Annotated in this window: 22 protein-coding genes and 1 tRNA gene; 10 read left to right on the top strand and 13 right to left on the bottom strand. The window is 72.3% G+C overall.

Going from position 1 to position 26,131, the window contains the following annotated elements:
- Nucleotides 1-110: 110 nt before the first annotated feature.
- The 8 genes from ACT3UF_RS03185 (at nucleotide 111) to ACT3UF_RS03150 (ending at nucleotide 9,537) form a co-directional block, all read left to right on the top strand.
- Nucleotides 111-1,097, top strand: a complete 987-nt coding sequence (locus ACT3UF_RS03185) for a GNAT family N-acetyltransferase (RefSeq protein ID WP_444599395.1) — start codon at nucleotides 111-113, stop codon at nucleotides 1,095-1,097.
- 124 nt (nucleotides 1,098-1,221) lie between these two features.
- Nucleotides 1,222-2,130, top strand: a complete 909-nt coding sequence (locus ACT3UF_RS03180) for an ABC transporter ATP-binding protein (protein WP_444605892.1) — start codon at nucleotides 1,222-1,224, stop codon at nucleotides 2,128-2,130.
- A complete protein-coding gene (locus tag ACT3UF_RS03175) occupies nucleotides 2,127-3,197 on the top strand; it encodes an aliphatic sulfonate ABC transporter substrate-binding protein (protein WP_444608008.1) in 1,071 nt (356 codons plus the stop codon). The genes ACT3UF_RS03180 and ACT3UF_RS03175 overlap by 4 nt, the downstream gene beginning before the upstream one ends.
- Nucleotides 3,194-4,036, top strand: coding sequence for an ABC transporter permease (locus ACT3UF_RS03170; protein WP_441443637.1), 843 nt, complete (start codon nucleotides 3,194-3,196; stop codon nucleotides 4,034-4,036). Before ACT3UF_RS03175 ends, ACT3UF_RS03170 begins: the two co-directional genes overlap by 4 nt.
- On the top strand, nucleotides 4,033-6,219 hold the full coding sequence (acs, locus tag ACT3UF_RS03165) for an acetate--CoA ligase (RefSeq protein WP_444605894.1): 2,187 nt from the start codon (nucleotides 4,033-4,035) through the stop codon (nucleotides 6,217-6,219). The genes ACT3UF_RS03170 and acs overlap by 4 nt, the downstream gene beginning before the upstream one ends.
- A 77-nt stretch (nucleotides 6,220-6,296) precedes the next feature.
- Nucleotides 6,297-7,535 carry a dimethylsulfone monooxygenase SfnG gene (gene sfnG / locus ACT3UF_RS03160; protein WP_441443639.1) on the top strand — a complete coding sequence of 413 codons (1,239 nt, stop codon included), beginning with the start codon at nucleotides 6,297-6,299 and terminating at the stop codon, nucleotides 7,533-7,535.
- Nucleotides 7,532-8,977 (top strand): O-acetylhomoserine aminocarboxypropyltransferase/cysteine synthase family protein, encoded by a 1,446-nt coding sequence (locus ACT3UF_RS03155; protein WP_444608007.1) that lies wholly within the window; start codon nucleotides 7,532-7,534, stop codon nucleotides 8,975-8,977. The genes sfnG and ACT3UF_RS03155 overlap by 4 nt, the downstream gene beginning before the upstream one ends.
- Nucleotides 8,974-9,537 (top strand): CoA-binding protein, encoded by a 564-nt coding sequence (locus ACT3UF_RS03150; RefSeq protein ID WP_441443641.1) that lies wholly within the window; start codon nucleotides 8,974-8,976, stop codon nucleotides 9,535-9,537. Before ACT3UF_RS03155 ends, ACT3UF_RS03150 begins: the two co-directional genes overlap by 4 nt.
- Nucleotides 9,538-9,673: 136 nt before the next feature.
- Here the strand turns inward: ACT3UF_RS03150 and ACT3UF_RS03145 are convergent, their stop codons facing one another.
- The gene (locus tag ACT3UF_RS03145) at nucleotides 9,674-10,336 is read right to left on the bottom strand and encodes a pentapeptide repeat-containing protein (RefSeq protein ID WP_441443642.1); all 663 of its coding nucleotides are present in this window, start codon (nucleotides 10,334-10,336) and stop codon (nucleotides 9,674-9,676) included.
- A 54-nt stretch (nucleotides 10,337-10,390) separates the two neighbouring features.
- A tRNA-Met gene (locus ACT3UF_RS03140) sits at nucleotides 10,391-10,464 on the bottom strand.
- Nucleotides 10,465-10,800: 336 nt separating this feature from the next.
- Here ACT3UF_RS03140 and ACT3UF_RS03135 point away from each other — a divergent pair.
- Nucleotides 10,801-12,402 carry an HNH endonuclease gene (locus ACT3UF_RS03135; RefSeq protein WP_441443643.1) on the top strand — a complete coding sequence of 534 codons (1,602 nt, stop codon included), beginning with the start codon at nucleotides 10,801-10,803 and terminating at the stop codon, nucleotides 12,400-12,402.
- A gap of 45 nt (nucleotides 12,403-12,447) precedes the next feature.
- Here ACT3UF_RS03135 and ACT3UF_RS03130 read toward each other — a convergent pair whose 3' ends face one another.
- The 11 genes from ACT3UF_RS03130 to hemE all read right to left on the bottom strand — a co-directional run bounded on the left by ACT3UF_RS03130 (nucleotide 12,448) and on the right by hemE (nucleotide 24,288).
- Complete coding sequence (locus tag ACT3UF_RS03130; RefSeq protein WP_441443644.1) at nucleotides 12,448-13,584, bottom strand: WD40 repeat domain-containing protein; 1,137 nt, start codon at nucleotides 13,582-13,584, stop codon at nucleotides 12,448-12,450.
- A gap of 13 nt (nucleotides 13,585-13,597) precedes the next feature.
- Complete coding sequence (locus ACT3UF_RS03125) at nucleotides 13,598-14,113, bottom strand: hypothetical protein (protein WP_010549477.1); 516 nt, start codon at nucleotides 14,111-14,113, stop codon at nucleotides 13,598-13,600.
- A gap of 185 nt (nucleotides 14,114-14,298) precedes the next feature.
- The gene (locus tag ACT3UF_RS03120) at nucleotides 14,299-15,276 is read right to left on the bottom strand and encodes a WXG100 family type VII secretion target (RefSeq protein WP_441443645.1); all 978 of its coding nucleotides are present in this window, start codon (nucleotides 15,274-15,276) and stop codon (nucleotides 14,299-14,301) included.
- Nucleotides 15,277-15,431: 155 nt separating this feature from the next.
- Nucleotides 15,432-16,757 (bottom strand): glutamate-1-semialdehyde 2,1-aminomutase, encoded by a 1,326-nt coding sequence (hemL, locus tag ACT3UF_RS03115; RefSeq protein ID WP_441443646.1) that lies wholly within the window; start codon nucleotides 16,755-16,757, stop codon nucleotides 15,432-15,434.
- Nucleotides 16,758-16,813: 56 nt separating this feature from the next.
- A complete protein-coding gene (gene hemB / locus ACT3UF_RS03110; RefSeq protein ID WP_441443647.1) occupies nucleotides 16,814-17,836 on the bottom strand; it encodes a porphobilinogen synthase in 1,023 nt (340 codons plus the stop codon).
- Complete coding sequence (locus ACT3UF_RS03105) at nucleotides 17,833-18,639, bottom strand: uroporphyrinogen-III synthase (RefSeq protein WP_441443648.1); 807 nt, start codon at nucleotides 18,637-18,639, stop codon at nucleotides 17,833-17,835. Before ACT3UF_RS03105 ends, hemB begins: the two co-directional genes overlap by 4 nt.
- Nucleotides 18,639-19,763, bottom strand: coding sequence for a hydroxymethylbilane synthase (gene hemC / locus ACT3UF_RS03100; RefSeq protein WP_444592427.1), 1,125 nt, complete (start codon nucleotides 19,761-19,763; stop codon nucleotides 18,639-18,641). The genes ACT3UF_RS03105 and hemC overlap by 1 nt, the downstream gene beginning before the upstream one ends.
- Nucleotides 19,760-21,019: a ferrochelatase gene (locus tag ACT3UF_RS03095; protein ID WP_444502209.1), complete on the bottom strand. Its 1,260-nt coding sequence runs from the start codon at nucleotides 21,017-21,019 to the stop codon at nucleotides 19,760-19,762. Before ACT3UF_RS03095 ends, hemC begins: the two co-directional genes overlap by 4 nt.
- 25 nt (nucleotides 21,020-21,044) lie before the next feature.
- A complete protein-coding gene (hemQ, locus tag ACT3UF_RS03090) occupies nucleotides 21,045-21,779 on the bottom strand; it encodes a hydrogen peroxide-dependent heme synthase (protein ID WP_441443651.1) in 735 nt (244 codons plus the stop codon).
- Complete coding sequence (gene hemG, locus ACT3UF_RS03085) at nucleotides 21,776-23,221, bottom strand: protoporphyrinogen oxidase (protein ID WP_442332035.1); 1,446 nt, start codon at nucleotides 23,219-23,221, stop codon at nucleotides 21,776-21,778. The genes hemQ and hemG overlap by 4 nt, the downstream gene beginning before the upstream one ends.
- Nucleotides 23,218-24,288 (bottom strand): uroporphyrinogen decarboxylase, encoded by a 1,071-nt coding sequence (gene hemE / locus ACT3UF_RS03080; protein ID WP_442332036.1) that lies wholly within the window; start codon nucleotides 24,286-24,288, stop codon nucleotides 23,218-23,220. Before hemE ends, hemG begins: the two co-directional genes overlap by 4 nt.
- Nucleotides 24,289-24,564: 276 nt before the next feature.
- Here hemE and ACT3UF_RS03075 point away from each other — a divergent pair, with 276 nt between their 5' ends.
- Nucleotides 24,565-26,121, top strand: a complete 1,557-nt coding sequence (locus ACT3UF_RS03075; protein ID WP_444608006.1) for a glutamyl-tRNA reductase — start codon at nucleotides 24,565-24,567, stop codon at nucleotides 26,119-26,121.
- Nucleotides 26,122-26,131: the final 10 nt, after the last annotated feature.

Raw genomic sequence — 26,131 nt, 5'->3', positions numbered from 1 at the left:
GACATGGTGTGACTTGACCTCTGCGGATGACCTGCGGCACACGTGCGGCGCAGGTGCGAAGGGAGCGAAGAACGCTGGGAGAGCGGGCCCCGATGTGGTGGGATGGCTCGATGAGCACAGCCCAGGACAGCCCCGTGCAGATCAGCCCTGTCGACCGCACCGACCGTGAGGCGCTGCTCGCCTGGAACGCCGTGCTGGGGGAGGGGTTCAACGCTGGGCGCGAAGCGGCCTGGTGGGCGAGCGAGGAGACGATCCTTGCCCGCTTCGCGGACCCGAAGCCCGGGCGCCTGTCCGTGCTGCTGGTGGCGCAGAACGAGGGGGAGCTGGTCGGGGCAGCCGGGGCCGACGTCGACCCCGGGGACCCTGCCGAGGTCGAGATCTCCGTGCTCCCGGCACATCGTCGCCAGGGCATCGGCACGGCGCTCGCCGCTGCCGTGCGCGGCGCGCTGACCGGTCACGCCGCGGTGGTCCAGGCCGAGACCTACAGCGCGGAGGGCGTCGCCTTCGCCCGCGCGCAGGGGCTGCGCGTCGCGAATCAGGAGCACCGCCTGCTGCTCGCTCTGCCGCTGGACCCCGCGCTGCTGCAGGCCGAGGCGCGCCCCGCGCCCGGGATCGAGGTGCGCACCTGGCAGGGCGCCTGCCCCGAGGAGTTCCTCGAGGACTGGGCGCGCCTCACCACCCAGATGGAGGCCGACGTGCCGATGGGCGACCTCACCCGCCCGGCCTCCCGCGCCGATGTCAACGAGATCCGCCGCAACGAGCAGCGCATGCACGCTCAGGGCTGGGCGCTCGTGCGCGGTCTCGCCCACGACGGCGGAGTCGCAGTCGGATACACCGAGCTCTTCGTGAACCGTCATGACCCCGAGATCCTCACCCAGGACGACACCCTGGTGGACCGCGCGCACCGCGGCCGGGGCATCGGTCGCGCCCTGAAGCTCGCCAACCTCGAGAATCTCGTTGCCGTTCCCGAGGCGAAGTCCTCACGCTGGATCCAGACCTACACGGCGCTCGACAACGCCCCGATGCTCTCCCTGAACCGGGCGCTCGGCTTCCGGGAGGCGGACGTGCTGAGCATCCTGGAGGGCGAGCTCGGCTGAGCGGGACTGCTCGGTGTGACCTATTCCGCACGGATCTCTTCCCGCTTCCTCTTCGGGCCGCGACTATGACGGCTTATGACGAGAATCTGGCGTCGGTGCCGCGTCGGCGTTCATGATCGGCGGCATGACCAGTACCGCCACCACCCCTGATCTGCGCCCGGGCCTTGCGCCTGACGCCGACGCGCCCCCTGCGCGGGGACGGCCGAACGGCGTGCGCCTGGACGCCATCGCCCGCACCTTCGACTCCCCGCAGGAGCGTCATGAGGTGCTGCGCGAGGTCGACGTGGAGCTCGGCTCGGGAGAGATCGTCGCGGTCGTCGGCCCCTCGGGCTGCGGGAAGTCCACCCTGCTGCGCCTGATCGCGGGCCTGGACCGACCCACCGCCGGCGTGATCCGGATCGGGGGCACCGCCCTGACCGGCACCGATCCGCGCACCGCGGTCGCCTTCCAGGAACCCCGGTTGCTGCCCTGGCGCACCCTCGAGAAGAACGTGGCCCTGGGCCTGCCCCGCGGCACCGGGAAGCGCGAGGGCCGCGAGCGGGTGCGCGAGCTGCTGGCGCTGGTGGGCCTCGAGCACGCCGCCGACCAGCGACCCCGCGAGGTCTCCGGCGGCATGGCCCAGCGCGCCTCGCTCGCCCGGGCCCTGGCCCGCAGCCCCGAGGTGCTCCTGCTCGATGAGCCCTTCGGCGCGCTCGACGCCCTGACCCGCCTGCGCATGCAGGACCTGCTGCTGGAGATCCACGCCGCCGAGCCCACCACGATCTTCGTGGTCACCCACGACGTCGAAGAGGCGCTGTACCTCGCCGACCGGGTGCTGCTGCTGCGCTCCCTGCGTGAGGACCCCACCTCCGGCTCGATCGCCCGCGTCGTCGAGGTGCCCGGGGCTCGGCCCCGCGACCGCGCCGACCACGCGCTCGCCGAGCTCCGCGTGGAGCTGCTCGAGGGTCTCGGCGTGCACGCCCATCCCAGAACACCCACCCCCGGGCCTGCCACAGCGTCCGCCCCCGCACTCACGACGGAGAACCTCTCATGACCCACCGCATCAGCCGCCGCACCGCCACCGCCCTCGGACTCTCCGCCGTGGCCGGGATCGGCCTGGCCGCCTGCGTGCCCGGGGAGGGCTCCGAGGACACAGCGGGTTCCGGCGGCTCCGGCGGCGAGGGCGGCGCGGGGGAGTGGAGCACCGACTCGCTCACCATCGACTGGGCCACCTACAACCCCCTCAGCCTCGTGATCCGCGACCAGCAGCTGATCGAGACCGTGCTCGGCGAGTCGGTGAGCGTGGAGTGGGTGCAGTCGGCCGGCTCCAACAAGGCCAACGAGTTCCTGCGCTCGGGCTCCGTGGATATCGCGTCCACCGCCGGCTCGGCCGCGCTGCTGGCCCGCGCCAATGGCTCCCCGATCAAGGTCATCGACATCTACTCCCAGCCCGAGTGGGCCGCGCTCGTGGTCGGCGAGGACAGCGACATCACCGGCCCGGCCGATCTCGCCGGCCGGGCCGTCGCCGCCACCCCCGGCACCGACCCGTACTTCTTCCTGGTCCAGACCCTTACCGAGGCGGGACTGAGCATCCAGGACGTGGAGCTGCAGCCGCTCCAGCACGCCGACGGCCGCTCCGCCCTCGAGGGCGGCAGCGTCGAGGCCTGGTCGGGCCTGGACCCGATCATGGCCGCCGCCGAGGTGGAGTCCGGTGCCCAGCTGGTCTACCGCAACGTCGACTTCAACACCTACGGGTTCCTCAACGCCACCGAGGACTTCATCGAGAACCACGCCGACGTCGCCCAGGTGGTCGTCGACGCCTATGAGCAGGCCCGCACCTGGGCGCTCGCGAACCTCGAGGCCACCGCGCAGCTGCTGGCCGATGCGGTCGGCATCGACCTCGCGGTCGCCACCACCGTGATCACCGAGCGCTCGAACCTCGACGTCTCCGGCGTGCCCGGTGAGGACCAGCTCGCCGTCCTCGAGGCGATCTCCCCGATGCTCTCCGACTCCGGGGACGTCCGGGGCGGGGCCGACGCGGTCGAGAAGGCCCGCGGCTCGATCCTCCACGCTGACTTCGCGACGGCCGCAGTGGAGAAGCAGACGGCGGAGAAGCAGTGAGCGCGACCACCGCGACAGCCCCGCCGACCGCTGCGTCCCCGGTCGGAGCGGAACACGCATCCGCTGAAGGCCGCACCGCCTTCTGGGAGCGCACCGGAGTGCGCCTCGCCGCCGGCGCCGTGCTGCCGCTGCTGATCCTCGCCGCCTGGCAGCTCACCACCGCCGCCGGGCTGGTGCCCGCCTACCGCCTGCCCGGCCCGCTGACCGTGCTGCAGGCCGGGGTCGAGCTGATCGAGCGCGGCGAGCTGGGTCTGCACATCGCCATCTCGGTGCAGCGCGTGCTGCTGGGCTTCGCGATCGGCTCCCTCGTGGGCCTCGCCGTCGCCGCGATCGTGGGCCTGTCCCGCGCAGGCGATGCACTGCTGAACCCGACCCTCGCCGCGCTGCGCGCCGTGCCCTCACTCGCCTGGGTGCCGCTGCTGATCCTGTGGCTGCAGATCGGGGAGGAATCCAAGGTCACGCTGATCGCGATCGGTGCCTTCTTCCCGGTGTTCACGACCGTCGCCGCGGCCCTGCGCCACATCGACCCCCACCTGGTGGAGGCCGGGCGGTGCTTCGGCCTGCGCGGCTGGTCCCTGTTCCGCACCATCCAGCTGCCGGCCGTGGTGCCCTCGGTCGTCTCCGGGCTGCGCCTCGCGCTGGCCCAGGCCTGGCTGTTCCTGGTCGCCGCCGAGCTGATCGCCTCCTCGATGGGGCTGGGATTCATCCTCAACGACTCCCAGCAGACGGGCCGCGTGGATCGGATCCTGCTCGCGATCGTGCTGCTGGCGCTGCTGGGCAGCCTGACCAACGCCCTGCTGGGCCTCGCCGAGAAGAAGCTGCTGAAGAGGTGGACATGAGCATCACCGAGACCGCCGCGGATCCCCTCGCAGGGACCGCCGCCGGCGCTGCCGCCGAGACCCGGCTGGTCGAGACCCGCAGCTTCCCGCCGAACCCCGCGCTCGAGGGGACGTGGAACGTCGATGCGAGCATCTACGCGACGGCGTCGGCCGATCCGACCGCCTTCTGGGAGGCCGCCGCGCACCGGCTCGACTGGGCAGAGCCCTGGCACACCGCCCTGGAATGGGAGGCGCCGACGGTCGCACCGGCTGCCGACCCCGCCGCCGACTCCGCCGCCGGCTCTGCTGCCCGCACGACCGCCGACTCCGCCGCCGAGGAGCTCAGCGTCCCCGCCGCCCGCTGGTTCGTGGGCGGCCGGCTGAACGTCGCCGAGAACTGCGTGGACCGCCACGTGCGCGCCGGCAACGGCACCAAGGTCGCCCTGCACTTCGAGGGCGAGCCGGGGGACCGGGAGTCCGTCACCTACGAGGATCTCCAGCGCCGCGTCTCCCAGGCCGCGAACGCCCTGACGGACCTGGGCATCGAGCCCGGGGACCGGGTGGTCGTCTACCTCCCGGTGCTCGTGGAGACCGTGGTCATCGCGCTGGCCTGCGCCCGGATCGGCGCCGTGCACTCGCTCGTCTTCGGCGGGTTCAGCGCCGAGGCGGTGCGCTTCCGCCTGCAGGACACGAGGGCGAAGCTGCTGGTCACCTCCGACGGACAGTTCCGCCGCGGTCAGGCCGTCGAGGTGAAGTCCCAGGCCGACGCCGCCGCCCGCGACCTGCCCGAGCTCGAGCACGTGCTGGTCGTGCGCCGCACCGGCCAGGACATCGCCTGGACCGAAGGCCGCGACGTCTGGTGGCACGAGAGCGTCGGCACGGCGAGCGAGACGCATGAGGCCCGCAGCTTCGACGCCGAGCATCCGCTGTTCATCATCTACACCTCCGGCACCACCGGCAAGCCCAAGGGTCTGGTCCACACCAGCGGCGGCTATCTCGCCCACACCTCCTGGGCGCACTGGGCGCATTTCGATGCCAAGCCCGGCGACGTCCACTGGTGCACCGCGGATCTGGCCTGGGTCACCGCCCATACCTACGAGATCTACGGCCCGCTCTCCAACGGCCTCACCCAGGTGATCTACGAGGGGACCCCGGGCGAGCCCACCCGGGAGCGGCATCTGGAGATCATCGAGCGCTACGGCGTCACCGTCTACTACACCGCCCCCACCCTGATCCGCACCTTCATGAGCTGGTTCGGGGACACGCTGCCCACCGGGCACGACCTCTCCTCGCTGCGCCTGCTGGGCACCGTCGGCGAGGCGATCAACCCCGAGGCCTGGGTGTGGTTCCACCGCACCTTCGGCCGCGGCGAGCTGCCGATCATCGACACCTGGTGGCAGTCCGAGACCGGCGCCGCGATGCTGGTCCCGCTGCCCGGCGTGACCACGCTGAAGCCCGGCTCCGCGACCGTGCCGCTGCCCGGCATCGACATGGCCGTGGTCGATGCAGAAGGCCGTGAGCAGCCCGCGGGCGTGGCCGGCACCCTGGTGGCCCGTCGGCCCTGGCCCGGGATGGCCCGCACCGTCTGGGGCGACCCCGAGCGGTACCGCGACTCCTACTGGAAGGACTACGCGGGCCGGGGCGAGCACGGCGGCTATTACGTCGCCGGGGACTCCGCCACGGTCGATGCCGACGGGTGCTTCTGGATCCTCGGCCGCCTGGACGACGTCGTGAACGTCTCCGGGCACCGGCTGTCCACCATCGAGATCGAATCTGCGCTGGTCGCGGACCGCACCGTGCAGGAGGTCGGCGCCACCGGGGTCCAGGATCCGCTCACCGGGCAGGCGGTCGCGGTGTTCGTGATCCCGGCGGGTTCAGCGGGTGCAGTGGGTTCAGCGGGGGCTGCGGATTCGTCGGCCCTGGACGTGCCCGCCCTGCGGGCCCGCGTCGCCACCGAGATCGGCCCGATCGCCAAACCCCGCTTCGTGATCCAGGTGCCGGACCTGCCCCGCACCCGCTCCGGCAAGATCATGCGCCGCCTGCTCGCCCAGCTCGTGCACGCCGAGCGGGACCGCCGCGCGGGCCGCCCGCCGGTGCCGCTGGGGGACATCACCTCGCTGCAGAACCCGGAGGCCGTCGACGCCGTGGCCGAGGTGCTCGCCGCGCTGCCGGCGGAGGATCCCACCGTCGCCCCACTCTCCTGACCTGACCTGACCCGATGTGACCTGACCTCCCTGACCCGACCTCGACAGACTCCACCTACTCCGACCCTGGAGGAATCATGACCACCACCGTCCCCACCTCGACCTTCGAGACGCCGCTGAAGTTCGCCTACTGGGTGCCGAACGTGTCCGGCGGCCTCGTCGTCTCCACCATCGAGCAGCGCACCGACTGGCAGCTGCCGTACAACACGAAGCTCGCCCAGGTCGCCGAGCAGTCCGGCTTCGAGTACGCGCTCACGCAGACCCGCTACGCCGCCAGCTACGGCGCGGACAAGCAGCACGAGGCCTCCGCCTTCTCCATGGCGCTGCTCGGCGCGACCGAGAAGCTCAAGGTCATCGCTGCCTTCCACCCCGGCATGTGGCACCCCGGCGTGCTCGCCAAGTGGCTGATCACGGCGGATCACCTCTCCGGCGGCCGCGCCGCGGTGAACATCGTCTCCGGCTGGCTCAAGGACGAGTTCGTGAAGTTCGGCCTGCCCTGGCTCGAGCACGACGAGCGCTACGTGCGCACCGAGGAGTTCATCTCCGCGCTGCGCGGGCTGCTCACCGAGAACGGGTACTCCCAGGACGGGAAGTACTACTCGATCGATGACTTCACCCTCTCCCCGAAGCCCGTCGACGTAGCCGGTCGCCCTCATCCGGAGATCTTCTTCGGCGGCAACTCGACCGCCGCGCAGGCCACCGCGGGCCGCGTCGCGGACTGGTACTTCTCCAACGGCCGCACCCTCGAGGGCTACGAGGACAACGTCGCCGGCGTCCTCGCCTCGGCCGCCGCCGCAGGCCGCACCCCGAAGTTCGGCCTGAACGGCTTCGTCATCGCCCGCGAGTCCCGGAAGGAGGCGGAGGAGACCCTGCGCGAGATCGTGGCCAAGGCCCACCGCCCCGCCGTCGAGGGCTTCCGCCAGTCCGTCCAGGAGGCCGGCGCCTCCACCAAGGACGGCAAGGGCATGTGGGCCGATTCCTCCTTCGAGGACCTCGTCCAGTACAACGACGGCTTCAAGACCCAGCTCATCGGCACCCCCGAGGAGATCGCCGACCGCATCATCGAGTACAAGAAGATCGGCGTGAACCTGCTGCTCACCTGCTATCTCCACTTCACCGAGGAGGTGGCGATGTTCGGCCGGGACGTGCTGCCGATCCTGCGCGAGAAGGAAGCGGACCTCGCGCGCGCCCGCGGCACCGAGCTGAACACCGACCTGCTGCCCGTCGTCCCCGGCGTCTCCGCCGAGGACGCCGCGAATGCCGCCTTCGACACCCTCCCGGCCGATCACCCGGCCAAGGCAGGAGCCGCTGCATGACCACCCAGGCCCAGACCACCCAGGCCCAGACCACCCAGGCTGAGACCACCCAGGCCGGGCGGACCGCGCAGCCCCCGTCGGCCGCCGCCGCGCCGAGCCCCGAGCGCAGCTTCGGGTTCCGCACCCGCGCCCTCCATGCGGGCGGCACCCCCGACGCCCAGCACGGCGCCCGCGCAGTCCCGATCTACCAGACCACCTCGTTCGTCTTCGACGATGCGGCCGACGCCGCGAACCTCTTCGCGCTGCAGAAGTACGGCAACATCTACTCCCGCATCGGCAACCCCACCGTCGCCGCCTTCGAGGAGCGCATCGCCTCCCTCGAGGGCGGGATCGGCGCGGTCGCCACCGCTTCCGGGATGAGCGCGGAGTTCATCACCTTCGCGGCGCTGGTGGGCGTCGGCGACCACGTCGTCGCCTCGGCGCAGCTCTACGGCGGCACCGTCACCCAGCTCGACGTCACCCTGCGCCGCTTCGGCGTGGAGACCACCTTCGTGCCCTCCTCCGACCCTGAGGACTACCGCGCCGCGTTCCGGCCGGAGACGAAGGTGCTCTACGTCGAGATCATCGGCAACCCCTCCGGCGAGATCGCCGACCTCGAGGGGCTGGCAGACCTGGCGCACGAGCACGGGGTGCCGCTCGTGGTCGACGCGACCCTCGCCACCCCGTACCTGGTGCGACCGCTCGAGCACGGCGCGGACATCGTCATCCACTCGGCCACGAAGTTCCTCGGCGGGCACGGCACCACCCTCGGCGGCGTCGTCGTCGAGTCGGGGCGCTTCGACTGGGGCAACGGGAAGTTCCCCTCGATGACCGAGCCGGTCGAGTCCTACGGCGGGCTGCGCTGGTGGGACAACTTCGGCGAGTACGGCTTCCTCACCAAGCTGCGCTCCGAGCAGCTGCGCGACATCGGCCCCTCCCTCTCCGCGCAGGCGGCGTTCCAGCTGCTGCAGGGCGTGGAGACGCTCCCGCAGCGGATCGATGCGCACCTTGCCGGAGCGCGCGCGGTCGCCGAGTGGCTCGACGCGGACCCGCGGGTCTCGTTCGTGACCTGGGCGGGGCTCGAGTCCCATCCGCACCACGAGCGCGCTTCGAAGTACCTGCCGCTCGGCCCCGGCTCCGTCTTCGCCTTCGGCGTCCGACCGACGGGGGAGCACGCGAGCGCCGAGGACGAGGCGGCCGCGGCCCGCGCCGCGGGCGAGCGGGTGATCGAGAACCTGCAGCTCGCCTCGCACCTGGCGAACATCGGGGACGCGCGCACCCTCGTCCTGCACCCGGCCTCGACCACGCACCGCCAGCTCACCGCGGAGCAGCTCGTCGCCGGCGGCGTCCGGCCCGACCTCATCCGCATCTCGGTGGGCCTCGAGGACGTGGAGGACATCCTCTGGGACCTCGACCAGGCGATCACCGCGGCGACCGGCCGCAGCAGGGAGGAGCAGGCATGAGCGGCATCAGCATCCAGTCCGGCGCGGCCTGCGCCGCGCCGTCGGCGACGGACGTCGAGGGAGTGCCCGCGCGCACCTGGCAGGGCCCCTCGGCCCCGGAGCGGCTCGTGATCCTGCGCCGGGCGCGCTCGATCGCGATCGTCGGCGCCTCGACGAACCCCGCCCGCGCCAGCTACTTCGTGAGCACCTATCTGCTCTCGAGCGCGCCGTACGAGGTCTATTTCGTCAACCCCCGAGCGACGACGATCCTCGGACAGCCGGCCTATGCCTCGCTCGCGGACCTGCCCGTGGTGCCCGACATCGTCGACGTGTTCCGCCGGGACGCCGACCTGCCGGGCGTCGCCCGCGAGGCCGTGGAGGTCGGCGCGAAGGCGCTGTGGCTGCAGCTCGGCTCCTGGAACGAGGAGGCCGCCGCGATCGCCGAGGACGGGGGCCTGGACGTGGTGATGGACCGCTGCGTGAAGATCGAGCACGCCCGCTTCCACGGCGGGCTGCACCTGGCCGGGTTCAACACCGGCGAGATCACCTCCCGCAAGCAGCGGGTCAGCGCGCGGCGCTGAGCGTACGCTCGGAAGTCAGGCGCGGGTCGGGGATCACCCCGGCCCGCGTTCTGCTGTCCGGGGGTATGAGCACTGGGGCCCGGCGCCGCTCGGGCCGGTCCTGCGGGTCCGGTGATCCGGGGCGCACCGGCACCGCTCACCCCTCGATGCGGAGTCCCAGGTGCGCGGCGAGGAGGGGCGCGAGCGCGGTGACCTGCGCGGCGTCGAGCGTCGCGCCCGACAGGCCCTCGAGGTTCGAGATCGACCCCATCTCCAGCCCGCGCAGGTCCACGTCTTCGAGCCGGGCGTGGGGCAGGGCGACGGAGCCGGCGCGGCAGTTCACGAAGGCGACGCGGGAGGCGGTGACGGCGCCGAGGTCGAGCTCGTCGATCGTGCAGTCCTCGAAGAGCACGTCCTCCAGCGTCGAGGAGTGCAGGTTGATCCAGTCGAACTTCGTGCCGGTGATGCGGGTGGAGCGGATCTCGGCGTCGTAGACGTCCAGCGCCCCGATCCGCGAGCCGGCCAGCTCGACGTCGCGCCAGGTGGAGCGGGTCGCATCCAGCACCGGGGCGTTCAGGCGCTCGATCCGGGTCTCGAGCAGCCGGGCGTGCTGGAGCACGGTGGTGTGCGCGGTCACGTCGACCAGCTCGCACTCGGTGAAGGTCGCGCCGGTGAGGTCCGCCCCGGTGAGATCGGCGCCGACGAGGCGCAGGCCGTCGTACCGGTCCTGGGCGTTCAGCTGTGCGGCGTCCGCCTCCTCGAGGTCGGGAAGGACCAGGCGCTCGAGGACGGGCGGGCGGGTGGTGGTGCGACGGCGCATGGGGTCCTCGGGTCGGCGGCGTGAGGTCGTCCTCGAGGGTACGGGGAGGGGGAGACGCTCCGGCAGGATTCGAACCTGCGACCCACTCCTCATGAGGGAGCTGCTCTACCGGGCTGAGCTACGAAGCGGTGGTGTCGAACGGGTGCTGTGGGACCAGCCTGCGGGACCGGTCCGGCGGTGTCGAGCGCGCTGTCATCTGCCGTCGCATTCGAGGTGCGGCACCCGCGACCTTTCCTCCACAGAGGGTGGTTATCCACATTCTCGCGTCGAATTCGGTGGAGTGTCCGAGTGGTGTGTGGATGCATTTCAGGATGTGACGCTCGGGTCCGAGTGGAATGTCTTTGGCCTGCACATACGTTCGGATCGGCGGGCGGGTGTGCGCGCGACAGCTTCTCCCTGATCGGCGTTATCCACATTCTTCTGCGGGCCTTTCCTTTGTCGGTGGGGGCCGGAAGAATAGGGCCATGACTCTCGCAGTGCAGGACCTCGGCGCGGCTGCTGGTGATCCCCACCAGCAGCTGATCGACGCCGTGCGTGCGGGAGGTCCCGGAGCGCTCGCCGAGGAGCTCGGCGACCGCGCTCATGTGCTGAGCGCCCTCACCGGGTTCCCGCAGGAGCTGTTCGCCCCCGCGGATCCGTCGGCCGAGGCGTTCCGCGACGTGATCGGCAGCCTGCATTCCCTGCGCAGCGCGATCGACGCGCTCGAGACCCGCGCCGTCGTCGCGCTCGCCGACTCCCTCACCCTGCGCAGGCAGGCCGAGGCGCGGGCGCACGCCGCGCAGGAGGCGGGGGAGGAGACCCCGCCCGCACAGCTGCTGCGCGCGGCGTCCCGTGAGGCGGCCCGCGAGGTCTCGATGCTCACCCGCCGCTCCCCGGCGTCCGCCTCCCGCTCGCTCGCCGCCCGGCGCCGGCTCGTGGCGGACATGCCGGTGATGCTCTCCGCCCTCGCGGACTCCCAGGTCACCACCGAGGACGCCTATCGCACCGCCCGCTCCTTCGCCCCGCTCACCCCCGCCCAGCGCCGCGAGGCGGACCGGCTGCTCGGGGAGCGCCTGCCCTACCTCGACGGCGCCGGCTCCGAGGAATGGGCCGACGGCCGCGCCGCAGCGATCTCCCTCGCCGACCCCGACGGCGAGGCGCGGCGCCACCAGCACGCCAAGCGGGAGCGGCACGTGACCGTGCGCCGCGGCGAGCACGGCATGGCGACGGTGACGGCGCACGTCACCGCGCTGGACGCGGCCCTGATCCGCAAGTGCCTCTCCCTCGAGGCCGAGCGGCTGCGCACTGCCGGCGACCGCCGCGGGCATCAGGCCATCCAGGCTGACACCTTCGTGGACACCCTGATCGGCCGCAGCGGGAGCATGGAGCCGGTGACGCTGGACATCGGCGTGATCATCACCGACCACGTGCTCCTGGACCCCGGCACGGGCGACCTCGCCCAGATCGAGGGCTACGGCACGGTTCCCGCCGAGGCGGTGAGGGAGAGTCTGCGCGATCCGCTCAACGCGATCGCGGGCACGGACGAGGACCCGCTCGGTCCCGACGGTCCGGCGCTGCGCGCCGTGCTGCGAAAGCTGTACGAGCACCCGAGGACCGAGGAGCTGGTCGCCGTCGAATCCCGGGCGCGGGCCTTCCCGTCCGCGCTCGCCCGGTTCATCCGTCTGCGCGACCGGACCTGTCGCGGCCCCCACTGCAACGCCCCGATCCGCCACATCGACCACATCCGGCCCCACGCTGCCGGGGGATGCACCTGCCTGGAGAACGGGCAGGGGGTCTGCGCCTACTGCAACGACAAGGAGCAGCAGCTGGCGAGCGTGGAGCGGGTCGGGGACCCGGCGGTCGACGGGCACGTGGTGGAGTGGACGACGAGACTCGGCGCCACCCGACGCACTCGCGCCGCGGCGCTGACTCATCGGTGCGGTCCGATGGACCCACTGCCCGGTGACAGCCCGGTGCAGCCGCCGACCGACCCGCCGACGCCGACCGAGTCCCCGGGGAGCACCGAACCGCCGGAGACGACCGACCTGCAGGCGCCGACGGAGCCCGAGGGCCGGACGGGGAACTAGATCCTCACCTCGGCAGCTCTGCCCAGAGCTTCACGAGTGACGTGCTCACGGCAGATCGAACTGCCTCCAGTCCTTCCCGTCCCACGCCGAGACACCCGTGGCCTCGTCCAGGGTGTACAGCACGCTCTCGTCCGGGGACCAGCAGATCCGCTGCAGCAACAGATCCTCGAAGCGGGTCTCCTCACCGGTGGCGCTGTCCCAGATCAGCAGATCCCCGGGGCTCTGCAGTGCGATCCGGCTCTGCGCCCCGACGGCCAGGCGGGCCGAGTGGGTGTAGGGGGAGACCTCGGGGCCGGTGCTGGTCGTGCCGTCCGGTGCGCGCACCTCGAGGGTCGCCGGTGCATAGGTGACCAGCACGAGCGTCTCGTCCGCGCTGTACCCGAAGTCGACCAGGATCCGTTCCTGAGCGTCCAGCACCTCGCGCCGCTCCCCGGTAGCGGGATCCCAGTGCGAGAGGCGGTTGGGCGGGTCGCTTCGTCCGTGGACGTCGGTGCCGCCGACGACGAGGGTCGTGCCCTCCGCGATGTAGGACAGGGCCGTGGGAGCAGGGGCGTCGGGCTGCAGGATGTGGCCCGCCCCGCACTGGTCACCGCTCACGTCCCAGAGGCGGACCGTGCCGTCCTTGCTGGTGGAGGCCAGCTGCGTGCCGTCCGGGCTGAAGGCGAGAGCCGTGATCCGCGCCGACGTGTCACGGGGGTCCTCATGGCCGATCAGGTTCCACAGCAGCTCCCCGTCGACGCTGACGATCGCGATGTGCCGCCGGTCGCCGATCGCCAGCCGGGTGCCGTCGGGATGCCAGGCGATCGCTCCCTCGGCAGCACCGGCGATGCGCCGCACGACACTCCCCTCGGCTGTGTCCCACAGGAGCACACCCTGGACATCGGTCAGTCCCAGCATCGAGCGGTCGGGATGCTCCGCGGCGGCGATCAGGGCGCCGTCGGGGGAGACGGCGAGCCCGGCGTCGTTGAACCAGCGGGACGGGGAGGGCTCATAGGGGGTGACGCGAGCCCCCGGAGGGACCCTACTGCCGCCGTCCTCGAACTCCGGCAGCTCCTCCTCGGGGCCCAGGCAGGAGCTCGGCGCCGGCCCCAGGAACGGGAGCCGGCCACAGCCGGGCAGCAGCAGCGCGGCGGACAGGGCGGAGGCGCCGAGCAGCGCGTGACGACGGGTCGGAGGAGCCATGGTCGAGGGCCGGTCAGGCGCCTGTCGGCTGCGCCGTGCGCCAGAGCAGGCGGAACCACACCTGTGTTCCGTCCTCGAGGGTGTGGACGTCGCACTCACCGTTCTCGGTGGGGACCAGCTCCTGGGCGGTGGAACGCCGACGCTCGGCGGCCAGCACCGTGTACTCGTCCTCCACCCGCAGCACCGGATAGGGCGATTCCTCGGTGCCCTCGCCCGCAGTGCGGATGCTGTCCATCGCCAGCAGCGCGAACTTGCGCTCGCGGGTCGCGTCCGCGTCCTCGCCGAGCGCCGCATAGGCCTGGGATAGGTGCATGTGCGCGGCGGGGCTGAGGAAGATGCCGGGCATCTGCGCCCACAGTGCATCGATCACGCCCTGATGGTCACCGGCCTTCTCGAGCGGGGTCACGATCTGCGTGATCGCGACCATCGGGTTATAGCTCGGTGCCGCGGTGATCTCCCGATGCAGCGCCTCGAGGTGCTCCGGCGTCGGGTCGAGGGCGTACGCCTCCATGGTGTCCGGAAAGTTCACGGTGTCCCGTCCTGTGTCGAGTGCTGTGGGCAGTGAATGGCATCGGCGGTGAGGAGGCGGTGGCTCGCTCTGTCGGCTCCGATCCTACGGGGAGGCGGGAACCCGAGCATCGTCCTCCCGTCACTGGCCGGCGTCGGCACGGGCGAGACCCGCTCGAGGACGCAGGGGCTCGGCGCGCGACGCCGCTACGACGTGACCGGAACCCCGGCGTCGCGCTGGTACTGCTGGAACTCCTCAAGCGTCATGTCCTCGGCGAAGCTGCCGCCGGTGTCGAAAGCGTCCTCCTCCAACGGCTGGTCGAGGTACTCCTGGTACTCCGCTTCCCAGGCGTCGCGCTCCTCCTGCGGAGCCGTATCCGGGGGGCGAGGCCCGTCGGGGCCCCCGTGATAGTCGCGGTCGTTCTCGCGCCAGGCCTCGATCTCCTCTCGGGTGACCCCGTGCTCCCTCTCGATGCGCTCGTACTCCGCCTCGCTGGTGTCCTCGCGCCAGAACTGCCATCCCGGTCCCTCCGTCTGCTCGACCCAGTTGTCCTGCGCGGCGTGGCGGGCTTCGTGGGCGGCGATGTTGATGGAGTACGGATCCCAGGCCCAGTCCTCGTCGATCACGATGTGCTCTCCGCGGAACAGGTCGTGCTCCTTCCAGTAGCCCGCGGGCCCGCCGTCCCTGATGTCGTCGAAGTGCACGGTGATCTCCGCCTCGATGCCCTGCCGCTCGAGCTCCTGCTCGACGATCTCCTCGAGGACGAGCTGCTTCTCCTCGTTCGACATCTGATGCCACGCGATCGCGACCTCCATGGAGACGTTGTCCGGGTCTCCCGGGAGGATCTGGTCGTCGTACGGACCGAACCGGGCTCCGCTGAGATTCTCCTTGCCGGATGCACCGCTCCCGGGAGTCTCCGCTGCAGAGGCCGTGTTCTGCTGCTCGACCTCCTCGGACAGGGTCGCGGAGTGCTGTGCGAGATCCCCGCAGACCTGCTCCAGGAGCCGTCCGGCACCGCTGGACCACGACATGCGGAAGCCCTCGGCGTCCGCTCCCACCCAGAACCCCTCGCTGGCCCGCACCTGCCCGTCGAGGGTCGTGGCGTGGGATGTCAGGCGCTGCTGCGCTGCGTCGATGCGCGCTGCGAACTCACTGACCTGGTGGGGGTTCATGCCGAGGAACATCGATGCATCTCCTGGTGCGGCGAGCGGAAGGGGCCGACACGGCCGGGCAGCGACGGTGCTCGTCTCCCGGACCTCTGGCCTGTCCCTCACGCTAGCCGCGGCGTGGTGGGTCGTGCCATGGGGAGTTCTCTCCATGGCACGACCCACCTGGCGGCTCAGCCCCGCGCCGCCGCCTTCGCCGCAGCCGGCAGCACCGCCGCGATCCGGTCGAGGACCTGGTCGGTGTGGGCGGTGGAGACGAACCAGGCCTCGAAGGCCGAGGGAGGGAGGTACACCCCGCCCTCGAGCATCGCGTGGAAGAAGCGGGTGAACGCCTCGGTGTCCTGCGCCTTCGCGTCCTCGTAGGTCGTGACGGGCTCGCCGCGGAAGAACACCGAGAACAGGGTGCCGGCGGTCTGGACCACGTGCGGGACGCCCTCGGCGGTCAGCGCGTCGGCGACCAGCTGCTGCAGCGTCCGCGAGGCGCGGCCGAGCGTCTCGTAGGCCGCGTCGTCGAGCCCGGCGAAGGTCGCCAGCCCGGCCGCGGTCGCGAGCGGGTTCCCCGAGAGGGTGCCGGCCTGGTAGACGGGTCCGGCCGGGGCGAGCAGGCCCATCAGGTCCTCGCGGCCGCCGAAGGCGCCGACGGGCAGGCCGCCGCCGATCACCTTGCCGAAGGTCATCAGGTCCGGCGCCCAGTCCTCGCCGGTGCCGCGCGGGCCGTCGACCCCGTAGTGCCCCTCACGGCTCGCGCGGAAGCCGGTGAGCACCTCGTCGCTGATCAGCAGCGCGCCGCTCGCGTGCGCGGTCTCGGAGAGGAAGCGGTTGAAGCCCACCCCGTCCTCCGTCGGCGGCGTCACCACTCCCATGTTGGCGGGAGCGGCCTCGGTGATGATCGCGGCGATCTCCTGGCCGCGCTCGGCGAACAGTGAGGTCACGGCCGCACGGTCGCCGTAGGGGAGCACCACGGTGTCGCGCGCGGTCGCGGCGGTGACGCCCGCCGAGCCCGGCATCGCGAAGGTGGCCACGCCGCTGCCGGCCTCGGCCAGCAGCGCGTCGACATGCCCGTGATAGCAGCCGGCGAACTTCACGACCACGTCGCGGCCGGTCGCGGCGCGGGCCACCCGCAGCGCGCTCATCGTCGCCTCGGTCCCCGAGTTGACCAGGCGCAGCTGCTCGATCGGGCGGATGCGGCGCACGACCTCCTCGGCGAGGGTCACCTCGCCCGGCTGCGGGGCGCCGAAGGACAGCCCGCGGCCCGCGGCCTCGCGCACCGCCTCGACGACACGGTCGTCCGCGTGGCCGAGGATCATCGGGCCCCACGAGCCGACGAGATCCACGTACTCATTGCCGTCGGCGTCATGGAGCAGAGCGCCCTTGGCGTCGGTGAGGAACGGCGGGGTGCCGCCCACCGAGCCGAAGGCGCGCACGGGCGAGTTCACGCCGGAGGGGATCACCTGCTGGGCGCGGGTGAAGAGGTCGGCAGAGGCGGTGGTGCGGGTCATCGGGGCATCTCCTGATCAGAGGGCGGAGTGGTGGGTGACGAGGGAGGGGCGGAGGCTCAGAGGAATTCGCGCAGGTGGGCGGGCAGGCCCTCGCGGAACCAGCCGGCGACCTCGCTCGCGTAGTAGGTCAGCACGGTCGAGGCGCCCGCGCGGCGGAAGGCCAGCAGCGACTCCAGGATCATGCGGTCGCGGTCCACCCAGCCGTTCGCCGAGGCCGCCTCGATCATCGCGTACTCGCCGGAGACCTGATAGGCGCCGACGGGCACCGGCGAGGCCTCGGCGACATCCCGGAGCACGTCGAGATAGGGCAGGCCGGGCTTGACCATCACCATGTCCGCTCCCTCGGCGACGTCGAGCGCGAGCTCCCGCAGAGCCTCCCGGCCGTTCGCCGGATCCTGCTGGTAGGTGCGGCGGTCGCCCTGCAGGGAGGAGTCGACCGCCTCGCGGAACGGGCCGTAGAACGCCGAGGCGTACTTCGCGGTGTACGCGTAGACCGCGGTGTCCAGATGGCCGGCGCCATCCAGCGCATCGCGCACCGCGGCGATCTGGCCGTCCATCATCCCGGAGGGCCCCAGCAGGTGCGCGCCGGCCTCGGCCTGGGCGAGGGCCATCTCACGGTAGCGCGCCAGGGTGGCGTCGTTGTCGACGCGTCCCGCGGCGTCCAGCACCCCGCAGTGGCCGTGGTCGGTGAACTCGTCCAGGCACAGGTCGGCCATGATCACGGTCGCATCACCGAGCTCGGAGCGCAGGCGCGAGAGCGCCCGGTTGAGGATGCCGTCCGGGTCGGTCGCGCCGGAGCCGATGGCGTCCTTGAGCTCGGGTACCCCGAACAGCATCACGCCGCCCACCCCGCGCTCCACCGCCTCGTTCGCAGCGCGGACCAGGGAGTCCATCGTGTGCTGGACGACACCGGGCATCGAGCTCACGGGGCGGTTCTCGCTCGCACCCTCGCGCACGAACATCGGCAGCACCAGATCGGCGGGCCGGAGGGTCTGCTCACGCACCAGGGAGCGCATCGCGGCGCTGCTGCGCAGACGACGGGGCCGATCGATCGGGCCGGGGAAGGATGAAGAGGTCATCGGGGCTCCTTAGGAAGAGCGGGAGAGGAATCAGCGGTCGACGGGTCTATGGCCGACGGGCCAGGAACTGACGAGCCTGCGGCGAGCACCTGCTGCACCGCGTCGGCGAGGGAATCATCCGTCGGCTGCTCCGCCTGCCGGGCGAGCGGCAGCCCCGCGGCGCGCACCGCGGCGGAGGTGGGGTCGCCGATCGAGATGATCGGGGTCGAGGGATGCACGCCCAGCGCGGCGGCGTGGCGGGCGATCATCGGGCTGGTCAGCACGATCGCACCGTAGCGCCCGGTCGCCAGAGCAACGGCGACCGGGGCGGGGGGCTCGAGCCGCTGCGGACGGTAGGCGGTCACCTGGTGGACCCGGTAGCCCTTCGCCCGCAGTCCTTCGGGGACGGTCGGGGAGGCGGCGGCAGAGGCGGGAAAGAGCACCGTGGCCCCCGCCGGCGCAGACGGCATCTCCGCGACCAGGGCCGCACCGGAGCCACCGGCGACCATCGTGGCCGTGATCCTGAAGGCGTCCAGCGTCGCCGCGGTGCCGGCGCCGACGGCGATCACCTCGGTGCCCGGCGGCACCACCACCGCGCCGAGCGCCTCGGCGGCGGTGCGGGAGGTGATCACCAGATGGGAGTAGGCGCCGCCGGTGAGCCGCTCCCGGGCCACGGCGAGCTCCTCGTCCGTGGCGTGCTCGAGCCGGATCAGCGGCTGATGCTCGGCCTGGATCCCGCGCTCCCGCAGCCGGGCCAGCAGCGTCGCTCCGCGCCCGGCCGGTCGGGCGACCAGCACGGGACGGGGAGCGTCGAGCGGGGACATCAGGCCTTGGCCTCCGCGAGGATCTCCCCGGCACCGCGATCGAGGAGATCGCTCGCGAGCTCGGCCCCGAGCTCTGCCGGCACCGAGCCGGCACCGGAGAGCTGATCCACCGCGAGGTCCAGCGCCACCCGGGCCTCGCCCTCGACGACATGGCTGCCGTCGGGACGGATCGCGAGCCCGCGCAGCCGCAGCACGTGGCTGCGGGGCTGACCTCCGCTGTGCTCGCCGTCGCTGGGCGCTCCGCTGCCGTGCACGCCGCCGCCGTCGCTCTCGTCGCGGTCGGCGAGCTCGAGCTCGGCGTAGGCCGCGACCGGAGCGGAGCAGCCCGCCTCGAGCGTGCGCAGCAGCGCCCGCTCGGCGGTGACCGCTGCGCGGGTGGCGGGGTCGTCGACCGCGGCCAGCCGGTCGGCGAACCAGGGAGCGGTCGCGAGCGCGGCGGTGGTCGCCTCGACGGCGAGCGCGCCCTGGGCGGGGGCTGGCAGCATCACGTCGACCGGCAGCAGCTCGCTGATCGCGGCGTCGCGGCCCACTCGGCGCAGCCCGGAGGCGGCGAGCACCACTGCGTCGAGGTCTGCGTCCTCCCCGAGCGCCCGGGCCAGTCGGGTCTCGACGTTGCCGCGGATCCCGAGCACCTCCAGATCCGGCCGGGCCCGCAGCAGCTGGGCGGCGCGGCGCGGGGAGCCCGTGCCGACCTTCGAGCCCGCCGGCAGCTCGGCGAGGGTGAGCCCGTCGCGGGCGCAGAGCGCATCGCGCGGATCCTCCCGGGCCGGGTAGCAGGCCAGGGTGATCTCCTCCAGCGGTGCGGTGGGAAGGTCCTTGCAGGAGTGGACCACCACGTCGACCTTCTCATCCAGCAGCGCCTGACGGACGGCGGTGACGAACACGCCGGTACCGCCGATCTGCGCGAGCGGGCTGATGCGGTCACGGTCTCCGCGGGTGCTCAGGTGCACCAGCTCGACGGCGTGGTCGGTGCCCGCCACCAGCGCCTCGCCCACCTGCCCCGACTGGGTCAGCGCGAGATCGGAGGCGCGGGTGCCGATCCGTAGGGCGGAGCCGACGAAGGATGCGGGCCCGGCAGCCCCGTCATTCCCCGCGGCTCCGGCTGATCGGGGGCCGGGCGTCACGAGCCCGCTCCTGCTGTGGCCGCCTCTGCTCGCGCGCGCTCCACATCCCGCTCCGAGTCCACGGCACTGGTCGTCGGGCGGCACAGACGGCCGACGCAGCAGTTCACCCCGCAGACGTCCGGCGTGCCCCCGAAGTCGGTGACGATGCGGCGGGGGAACTGTGCATCCAGTCGCTCCTGGACCAGATCGGCCAGCGCGGCGATGAACCGAGGATCCTCGCCGGAGGTCGCGACGCGGCGGAAGTCCAGCCCCTTCTCCGTGGCGGTCTCCTTCGCCTCGGTGTCCAGATCCCAGACCACCTCGACATGATCGGTGACGAAGCCGATCGGGACCACGATCACGGCATCGGCCACATCGTCGGCGGCGAGCTGCTCGATCACGTCGTTGACGTCGGGCTCGAGCCAGGGGATGTGGGGCGCCCCGGAGCGGGACTGGTACACCAGCTGCCACTGCGGGAGCTCGGGGACGTCGTCGTGCAGCTGCTCCATCACCCAGCGGCAGGCGGAGAGATGCTGTTCGACATACCAGCCGCCGGAGCCCTCGACCCGGGTCTCCTCAGGGCCGGAGGCCTCGGCCATCGAGTTCGGCACGGAGTGGGTGGAGAACAGCACCGCGATCCGATCGGCGTCGTGCCCGGCCGCGGTGAGGCTCGCCAGGGCGCTGGCCACCCCGTCGACCACAGGTTCGAGGAACCCCGGATGGTTGAAGTAGACGCGCACCTTGTCGATGCTCACCTCTCCGGCCAGACCGGTCTCCTCGAGCACCATGCCGAAGTCCTCGCGGTACTGCCGACACGAGGAGTAGGACGAGTAGGCACTGGTCACCAGGCCCAGGGCGTGGCGGTGGCCGTCCTCATGCAGGGCACGGACCGCCTCGGCGTTGTAGGGCGCCCAGTTGCGATTGCCGAAGTAGATCGGCAGGTCGATCCCGCGGCCGGCGAGCTCCTGTTCGAGGGCGAGGATGATCGTCTCGTTCTGCGCGGTGATCGGGCTGCGGCCACCGAGGGCACGGTAATGGCCGGCGACCTCCTCGAGGCGTTCGTCGGGGATCCCACGTCCCCGGGTGACGTTGCGCAGAAACGGGATCACGTCGTCCTGACCGTCGGGGCCGCCGAACGAGGAGAACAGGATCGCGTCGAAGGGCTTCTGCTCGCCGCGCCGGGCATGGGTGGCGGAGTCGGGCGCCGCAGGGCGCGGGCGGGCCATCGACGGGCTGGACGTCGAGGGGCTGGGCATCGGCGGGGTGGAGTCGGTCATGGTGAGTCCTCGATGGTGGGGTGGGTCAGGCGAGCAGCGCGGCGACGTCCTCGAGGGAGTCGAGGCGTCGGCCGGTGTGGAAGGGCAGCTCGTCGCGCACGTGCAGACGGGCGTCGGAGTAGCGCAGGTGGCGCATCATGTCGACCAGGTCGTGGAGGTCATCCGCCTCGAAGGAGAGCAGCCACTCGTAGTCGCCGAGCGCGAAGGCGGCGACGGTATTGGCGTTGACCTGCGGGTAGTCGCGACCCAGCATCCCGTGCTCGCGCAGCATGCGGTTGCGCTCGTCGTCTGCCAGCAGGTACCAGTCGTAGCTGCGCACGAAGGGGTAGACGGTGATCCACTGCTTGCGCTCGAAGCCCGGGACCATGAACGAGGGTGCATGCCCCTTGGCGAACTCGGCCATGCGGTGCACGCCCACGCCTGCCCACTCGCGGTGCAGCCAGGTCCCGGCGAGGGAACGCTCGAACTCGCGCAGCGCGGTCTGCAGATCGGCCGGGTCATCCGCGGCCAGCCACAGCATCAGGTCCGCCTCGGCGCGGAAGCCCGAGACGTCGTAGAAGCCGAGGATCTCCACGCCGCCCTCGGAGGCGGACTCGATGAGCTGGGTGACCTCCTCCAGGGACGACCGGATCTGCGCGGTGGTCAGCTCGCCGTCCTCGGTCAGGCCCGAGAGCCGACGGAACACGGTGTAGCTGGTGTATCGGGTGGTCTGCGCGATGTCCTCGACGGACTGCGCTTCCTGAGCGGGGGTGTCGGTCATGAGGGGTTTCCTTCCGAGGGGGTGGTGTCTTCTGCGAGCGACTGTTCGGCGCGGACGATCGCGTCGATGCCGGTGCCGGCTCTCCAGGAGCCGACCAGTTCGAGGGAGGGCTGCTCGCTGAGCAGCCCGGAGAGGGCGTCGAGGGCGGCGCGGTGGCCGGCCTGGGGCTGCCGCATGGCACGCTCCCAGTCGATCACCTCGGAGGCCAGGAGCTGCGTGCCGGACAGCGGGGCCCCCAGGATGCGGGATGCATCGGCCAGGGCGAGGCCGACGATCTCGCCCCGAGCAGGCAGCTGCTCGCCGGGGCGGCCGTAGGACAGGCGCAGCAGATGCGGGCTCCCGGCGGCGGGCAGGGCGTCGTGCAGCGCCTGCTGCACGTGCTCCCATTTGGCGCTCGCATGGGTCAGCGCTTTCGCGCGGATCCCGTCGGTGCCCGGGGCGACCAGCGCGCCGGTGCCCGAGGGGAAGGCGTTCAGCGCCGGGGAGTCCACCACCAGGGCCACCAGGCGCACAGGGGCCGACGGGGCCTGCGGGATCGCCTCTGCGATCCCCGGTGTCGCCTCCCGCAGCAGTTCCCGGGCTGTGTCCGGTGGGCAGGCGAGGACCAGGCGGTCCGCGGTGAGCTCCTCCTGGCGAGAGGTGCGGACCGTCCAGCCGGTCTCGTCCCGGCCGAGATCGACGACCTCGACCCCGGTGCGCAGGATGCCGCCCTCGGCGAGGAACTGCGCCTGCAGCGTCTGGGGCAGGAGCGCCATGGTGGGGGACAGGGCGTGCACGCGGGTGCCGGCGCTCGCGGCGGTCCGGGCGCCGGCGCTGCGTCCTCGGGTCCGTCGCACCGCAGCGGTGAGGGAGCCGTGCTCGGCCAGGCCGCGGCTCAGCGCGGGGGAGGCGGCGGCGAACTCGAGGGTCGTGGGATCCGCGGAATGCACTCCGCCGACCACCGGGGCGACCAGTCGCTCGAGCACCTTCCGGCCGAGCCGCCTGCCCACCACCTCGGCGACGGTCGCCCCGGGACGGGCGCCGACGCGGGCAGGGAGGAACCGCTCGAGGCTCGCGCGCAGCGCCCCGGCGGTGCCGAGCACCGCCCGGGCATCGGCCGCGAGGGGCCGGCCGGGGATCCCCAGCAGGCTGCCGCCGGGGGCGCGGTGCACGCCTGCGGAGGAGACCACCCGGCTGCCCAGACCCTCACGCGGGGCGACGACCTGTTCCGCCAGCCCCAGCTCGGTGACCAGCGCATCGACAGCTCCGGCACCGGTCGAGTAGGCCTCGGCGCCGATGTTCACCGCCAGCCCCCCGGCGCCCGGCAGCGCGGCCTGCGCGATCGCGCCGCCGATGCTCCCGGTCGCCTCGAGCAGCACCACCCGGTGCCCTGCGCGCAGGTGGCGTTGAGCGGCGAGCAGGCCGGCCAGGCCGCCGCCGACGACGAGGGTGCGGGTGGTCATGCCGTGGCGGGATCCTGCGAGTGGACGTCCTGCGCGAGGGCGTCCTGCTCGTGGAGGAAGCTCACCAGATCGGTGAGGACCTGCGGGTCGGTGTCCGGAGGGACGCCGTGACCGAGGTTCACCACGTGACCGCTCGCACCGGCGCCGGCCGCGAGCACTCCGCGAGCCTCCGCGAAACGGGCCTGCTCGGAGGTGAACAGCACGGCCGGGTCGATGTTGCCCTGGAGCGGGGTGCCCGCCGGCAGCATCTCGAGAGCCTGGTCCAGCCGCAGCCGGTGGTCCACGCCCATCACGGTCGCGCCGGCCGCATGCATCTGGGGCATGAGGTGCGAGGCGCCGACACCGAAGTGGATGCGCGGCACCGGCAGGTCGGTGACGTGGGCGAGAGCTGCCGCAGAATGCGACTGCACATGGGTGAGGTACTGCTCGGAGCTCAGCGCGCCGACCCACGAGTCGAACAGCTGCACCGCGGAGGCGCCGGCCAGCACCTGGGCGCGCAGGAAGCGGCCCGAGAGCTCCGCGACCCAGGCCGCCAGGCGCGCCCAGACCTCGGGCTGGGAGCGCATCAGCGCCCGGGTGCGCAGGTGGTCGCGGCTGGGGCCGCCCTCGACCATGTAGCTGGCCACGGTGAAGGGAGCGCCGGCGAAGCCGATCAGGGGAGTGGTGCCGAGCTCCGCGACGGTCAGACGCACAGCCTCGCGGATCGGTTCGAGCGCCGCGTCGTAGTCGTCGCCGAGCACGGGCAGGGCGTCGACGTCGGCCTCGGTGCGGATCGGGTGCTCGAAGACGGGGCCCACGCCGGGCTTGATCTCGACGCCGAGCCCCGCCTGGCGGGCGGGCACCACGATGTCGGAGAAGAAGATCCCAGCATCCACCTGATGGCGGCGCACGGGCTGCACGGTGATCTCCGCAGCCATCTCCGGGCGCACGCACGAGTCGAGCATCGTGGTGCCCTCGCGCAGCGAGCGGTACTCCGGCAGCGAACGGCCGGCCTGTCGCATGAACCACACGCTGGGGGTGGCGCTCCTCACGCCCCGCAGCTCGCCGAGCAGTGAGGCGTCGGCCACCCCGCCCTCCGCAGCGGAGCGCTGCAGGGGGTGCTCCGCGGGCAGGGCCGAGGGGGTCCCGGGAGGGGTCGTGGAGGCGATCGCGGGGGCGGTGGCGAGGCCGGGGCCTGGGGCGTTCCCGGTATCTGACAGGTGTCGCGATCGATCTGACGCGCTGTCGCCAAAAAGGTGCTCTGACGTAGGGTTCTTGTTCATGGCGACACCATTGTGCACAGGTTCGATGACGGAGTTCCCAGGGATCGGAACATCGCCCCGAAGATGCCTAGACTGGCGATCATGCTCGCTGCCCTCCGCGCTTCCCACGAGCACCTCGACCTCGGGGTGCTCGATGCCCTGACCCGTGGCGCGGACGCCCTCCCGGCCGTGATCCAGGAGCTCCAGCGCGAGCGCGCCGCCGTCACCGGCGAGCCCCCGGTGGTCGCGGGCGAAGTGGTGGTCAGCACCTGCAACCGGCTCGAGGTCTACCTCGACACCGACCGCTTCCACGAGGGCGTGGACCTGGTCCTCGACGCGGTGGCCCGCACCAGCGGGATGGACCGCGAGGTGGTCTCCCTCTGCTTCGACGCGGCGATGGACACCCCCGTCCCCCAGCACCTCTACGAGGTCACCTCCGGGCTGCGCTCCCTGGTGCTCGGCGAAGCGGAGATCGGCGGACAGGTGCGGCAGTCCTACGAAGCTGCCCGCCGCGAAGGCCGTACCACCTCGATGCTCCATGACCTCTTCCAGCACGGCTTCCGCTGTGCGAAGGCCGTGGCCACCGAGGCGCCGGTGGGTGCCGCGGGCCGCAGCGGCGCAGCGGTCGCGGTGGATCGGGCCGACGTCGAGCTGGGCGGCTTCACCGGCCGCAGCGTGCTGATCGTCGGCACCGGCGCCTACGCCCGGCTGGGGCTCGCCGAGCTGGCGCGCCGCGGGGTGCAGGACGTGCGCGTGTTCTCCCCCTCGGGACGTGCTGCCGGCTTCGCCGAACGGCACGGCGTCGAGACCGTGGACGAGACGCAGCTCGAGCGCGCGATCCGCGAGGCCGATCTGGTGCTGGCCTGCTCCGGCCGCGGCACCTCCCTGTTCCCCGAGCTGTTCCTGAATGCCGGGCGCACCGTCGTGCTCGACCTCGCCCTCCACTCCGACCTGCACCCGCTGGTGGGCCACCTCAAGGGGGTCACGGTGCTCGGGCTCGCAGATCTCCGGCTCGACACCGAGGCCGAGACCGACCCGGCGCTGCTCACCGCCCGCACCATCGTCGCCGAGAACGTCGAGGCCTTCCGCACCCAGCAGGAGGTGCGCCGGATCGATCCCGCGATGGCCGCGCTGCGACGCGAGGTGTTCGATGCGGCCGACGGGGAGATCGACCGGCTGCGCCGGGACGTCTCCGGCGAGACTGCGGACCAGCTCGAGCGGTCCGTGCGCCGGATCCTCTCCAAGGTCATGCACCAGCCCGCCGAACGTGCCCGCCACCTCGCGGAGACCGGCTACGCAGATGCCTACGTCGAGGCCTTCCACACCATCTTCGGGATCGACATCTCCGCCGGTCAGGACCACGCAGCGACTGTCGGTGGGACCGCTGACGGGGCCGTCGGCGGGTCCGCTGCCGCAGCCACCGGTGCGACCACCGGCGCGAGCACGGTCCTGGGCGAGCCCGCCCCCGCCGGCTGGATGCGCGCAGATCGGACGGTGCCGCCGCGCACCGCAGCACTCGAGAACGCCGCAGAGCCGATCCCGGCCATCGCCGTGAGCAGCCTCTCCGCCTCCGACATCGCCCGGGTGGCGCTGCGCGGCGGGCAGTGCCCCGCGGGATACGGCCCGGAGAGCTCGGAGGAGGTCAGCGGCGAGGGCTGATCGCTGCGGT

Source organism: Brachybacterium sp. AOP24-D1-21 (assembly GCF_052378665.1).
Taxonomy (GTDB): Bacteria; Actinomycetota; Actinomycetes; order Actinomycetales; family Dermabacteraceae; genus Brachybacterium.
This window is presented reverse-complemented; position numbering and strand designations above follow the sequence as displayed.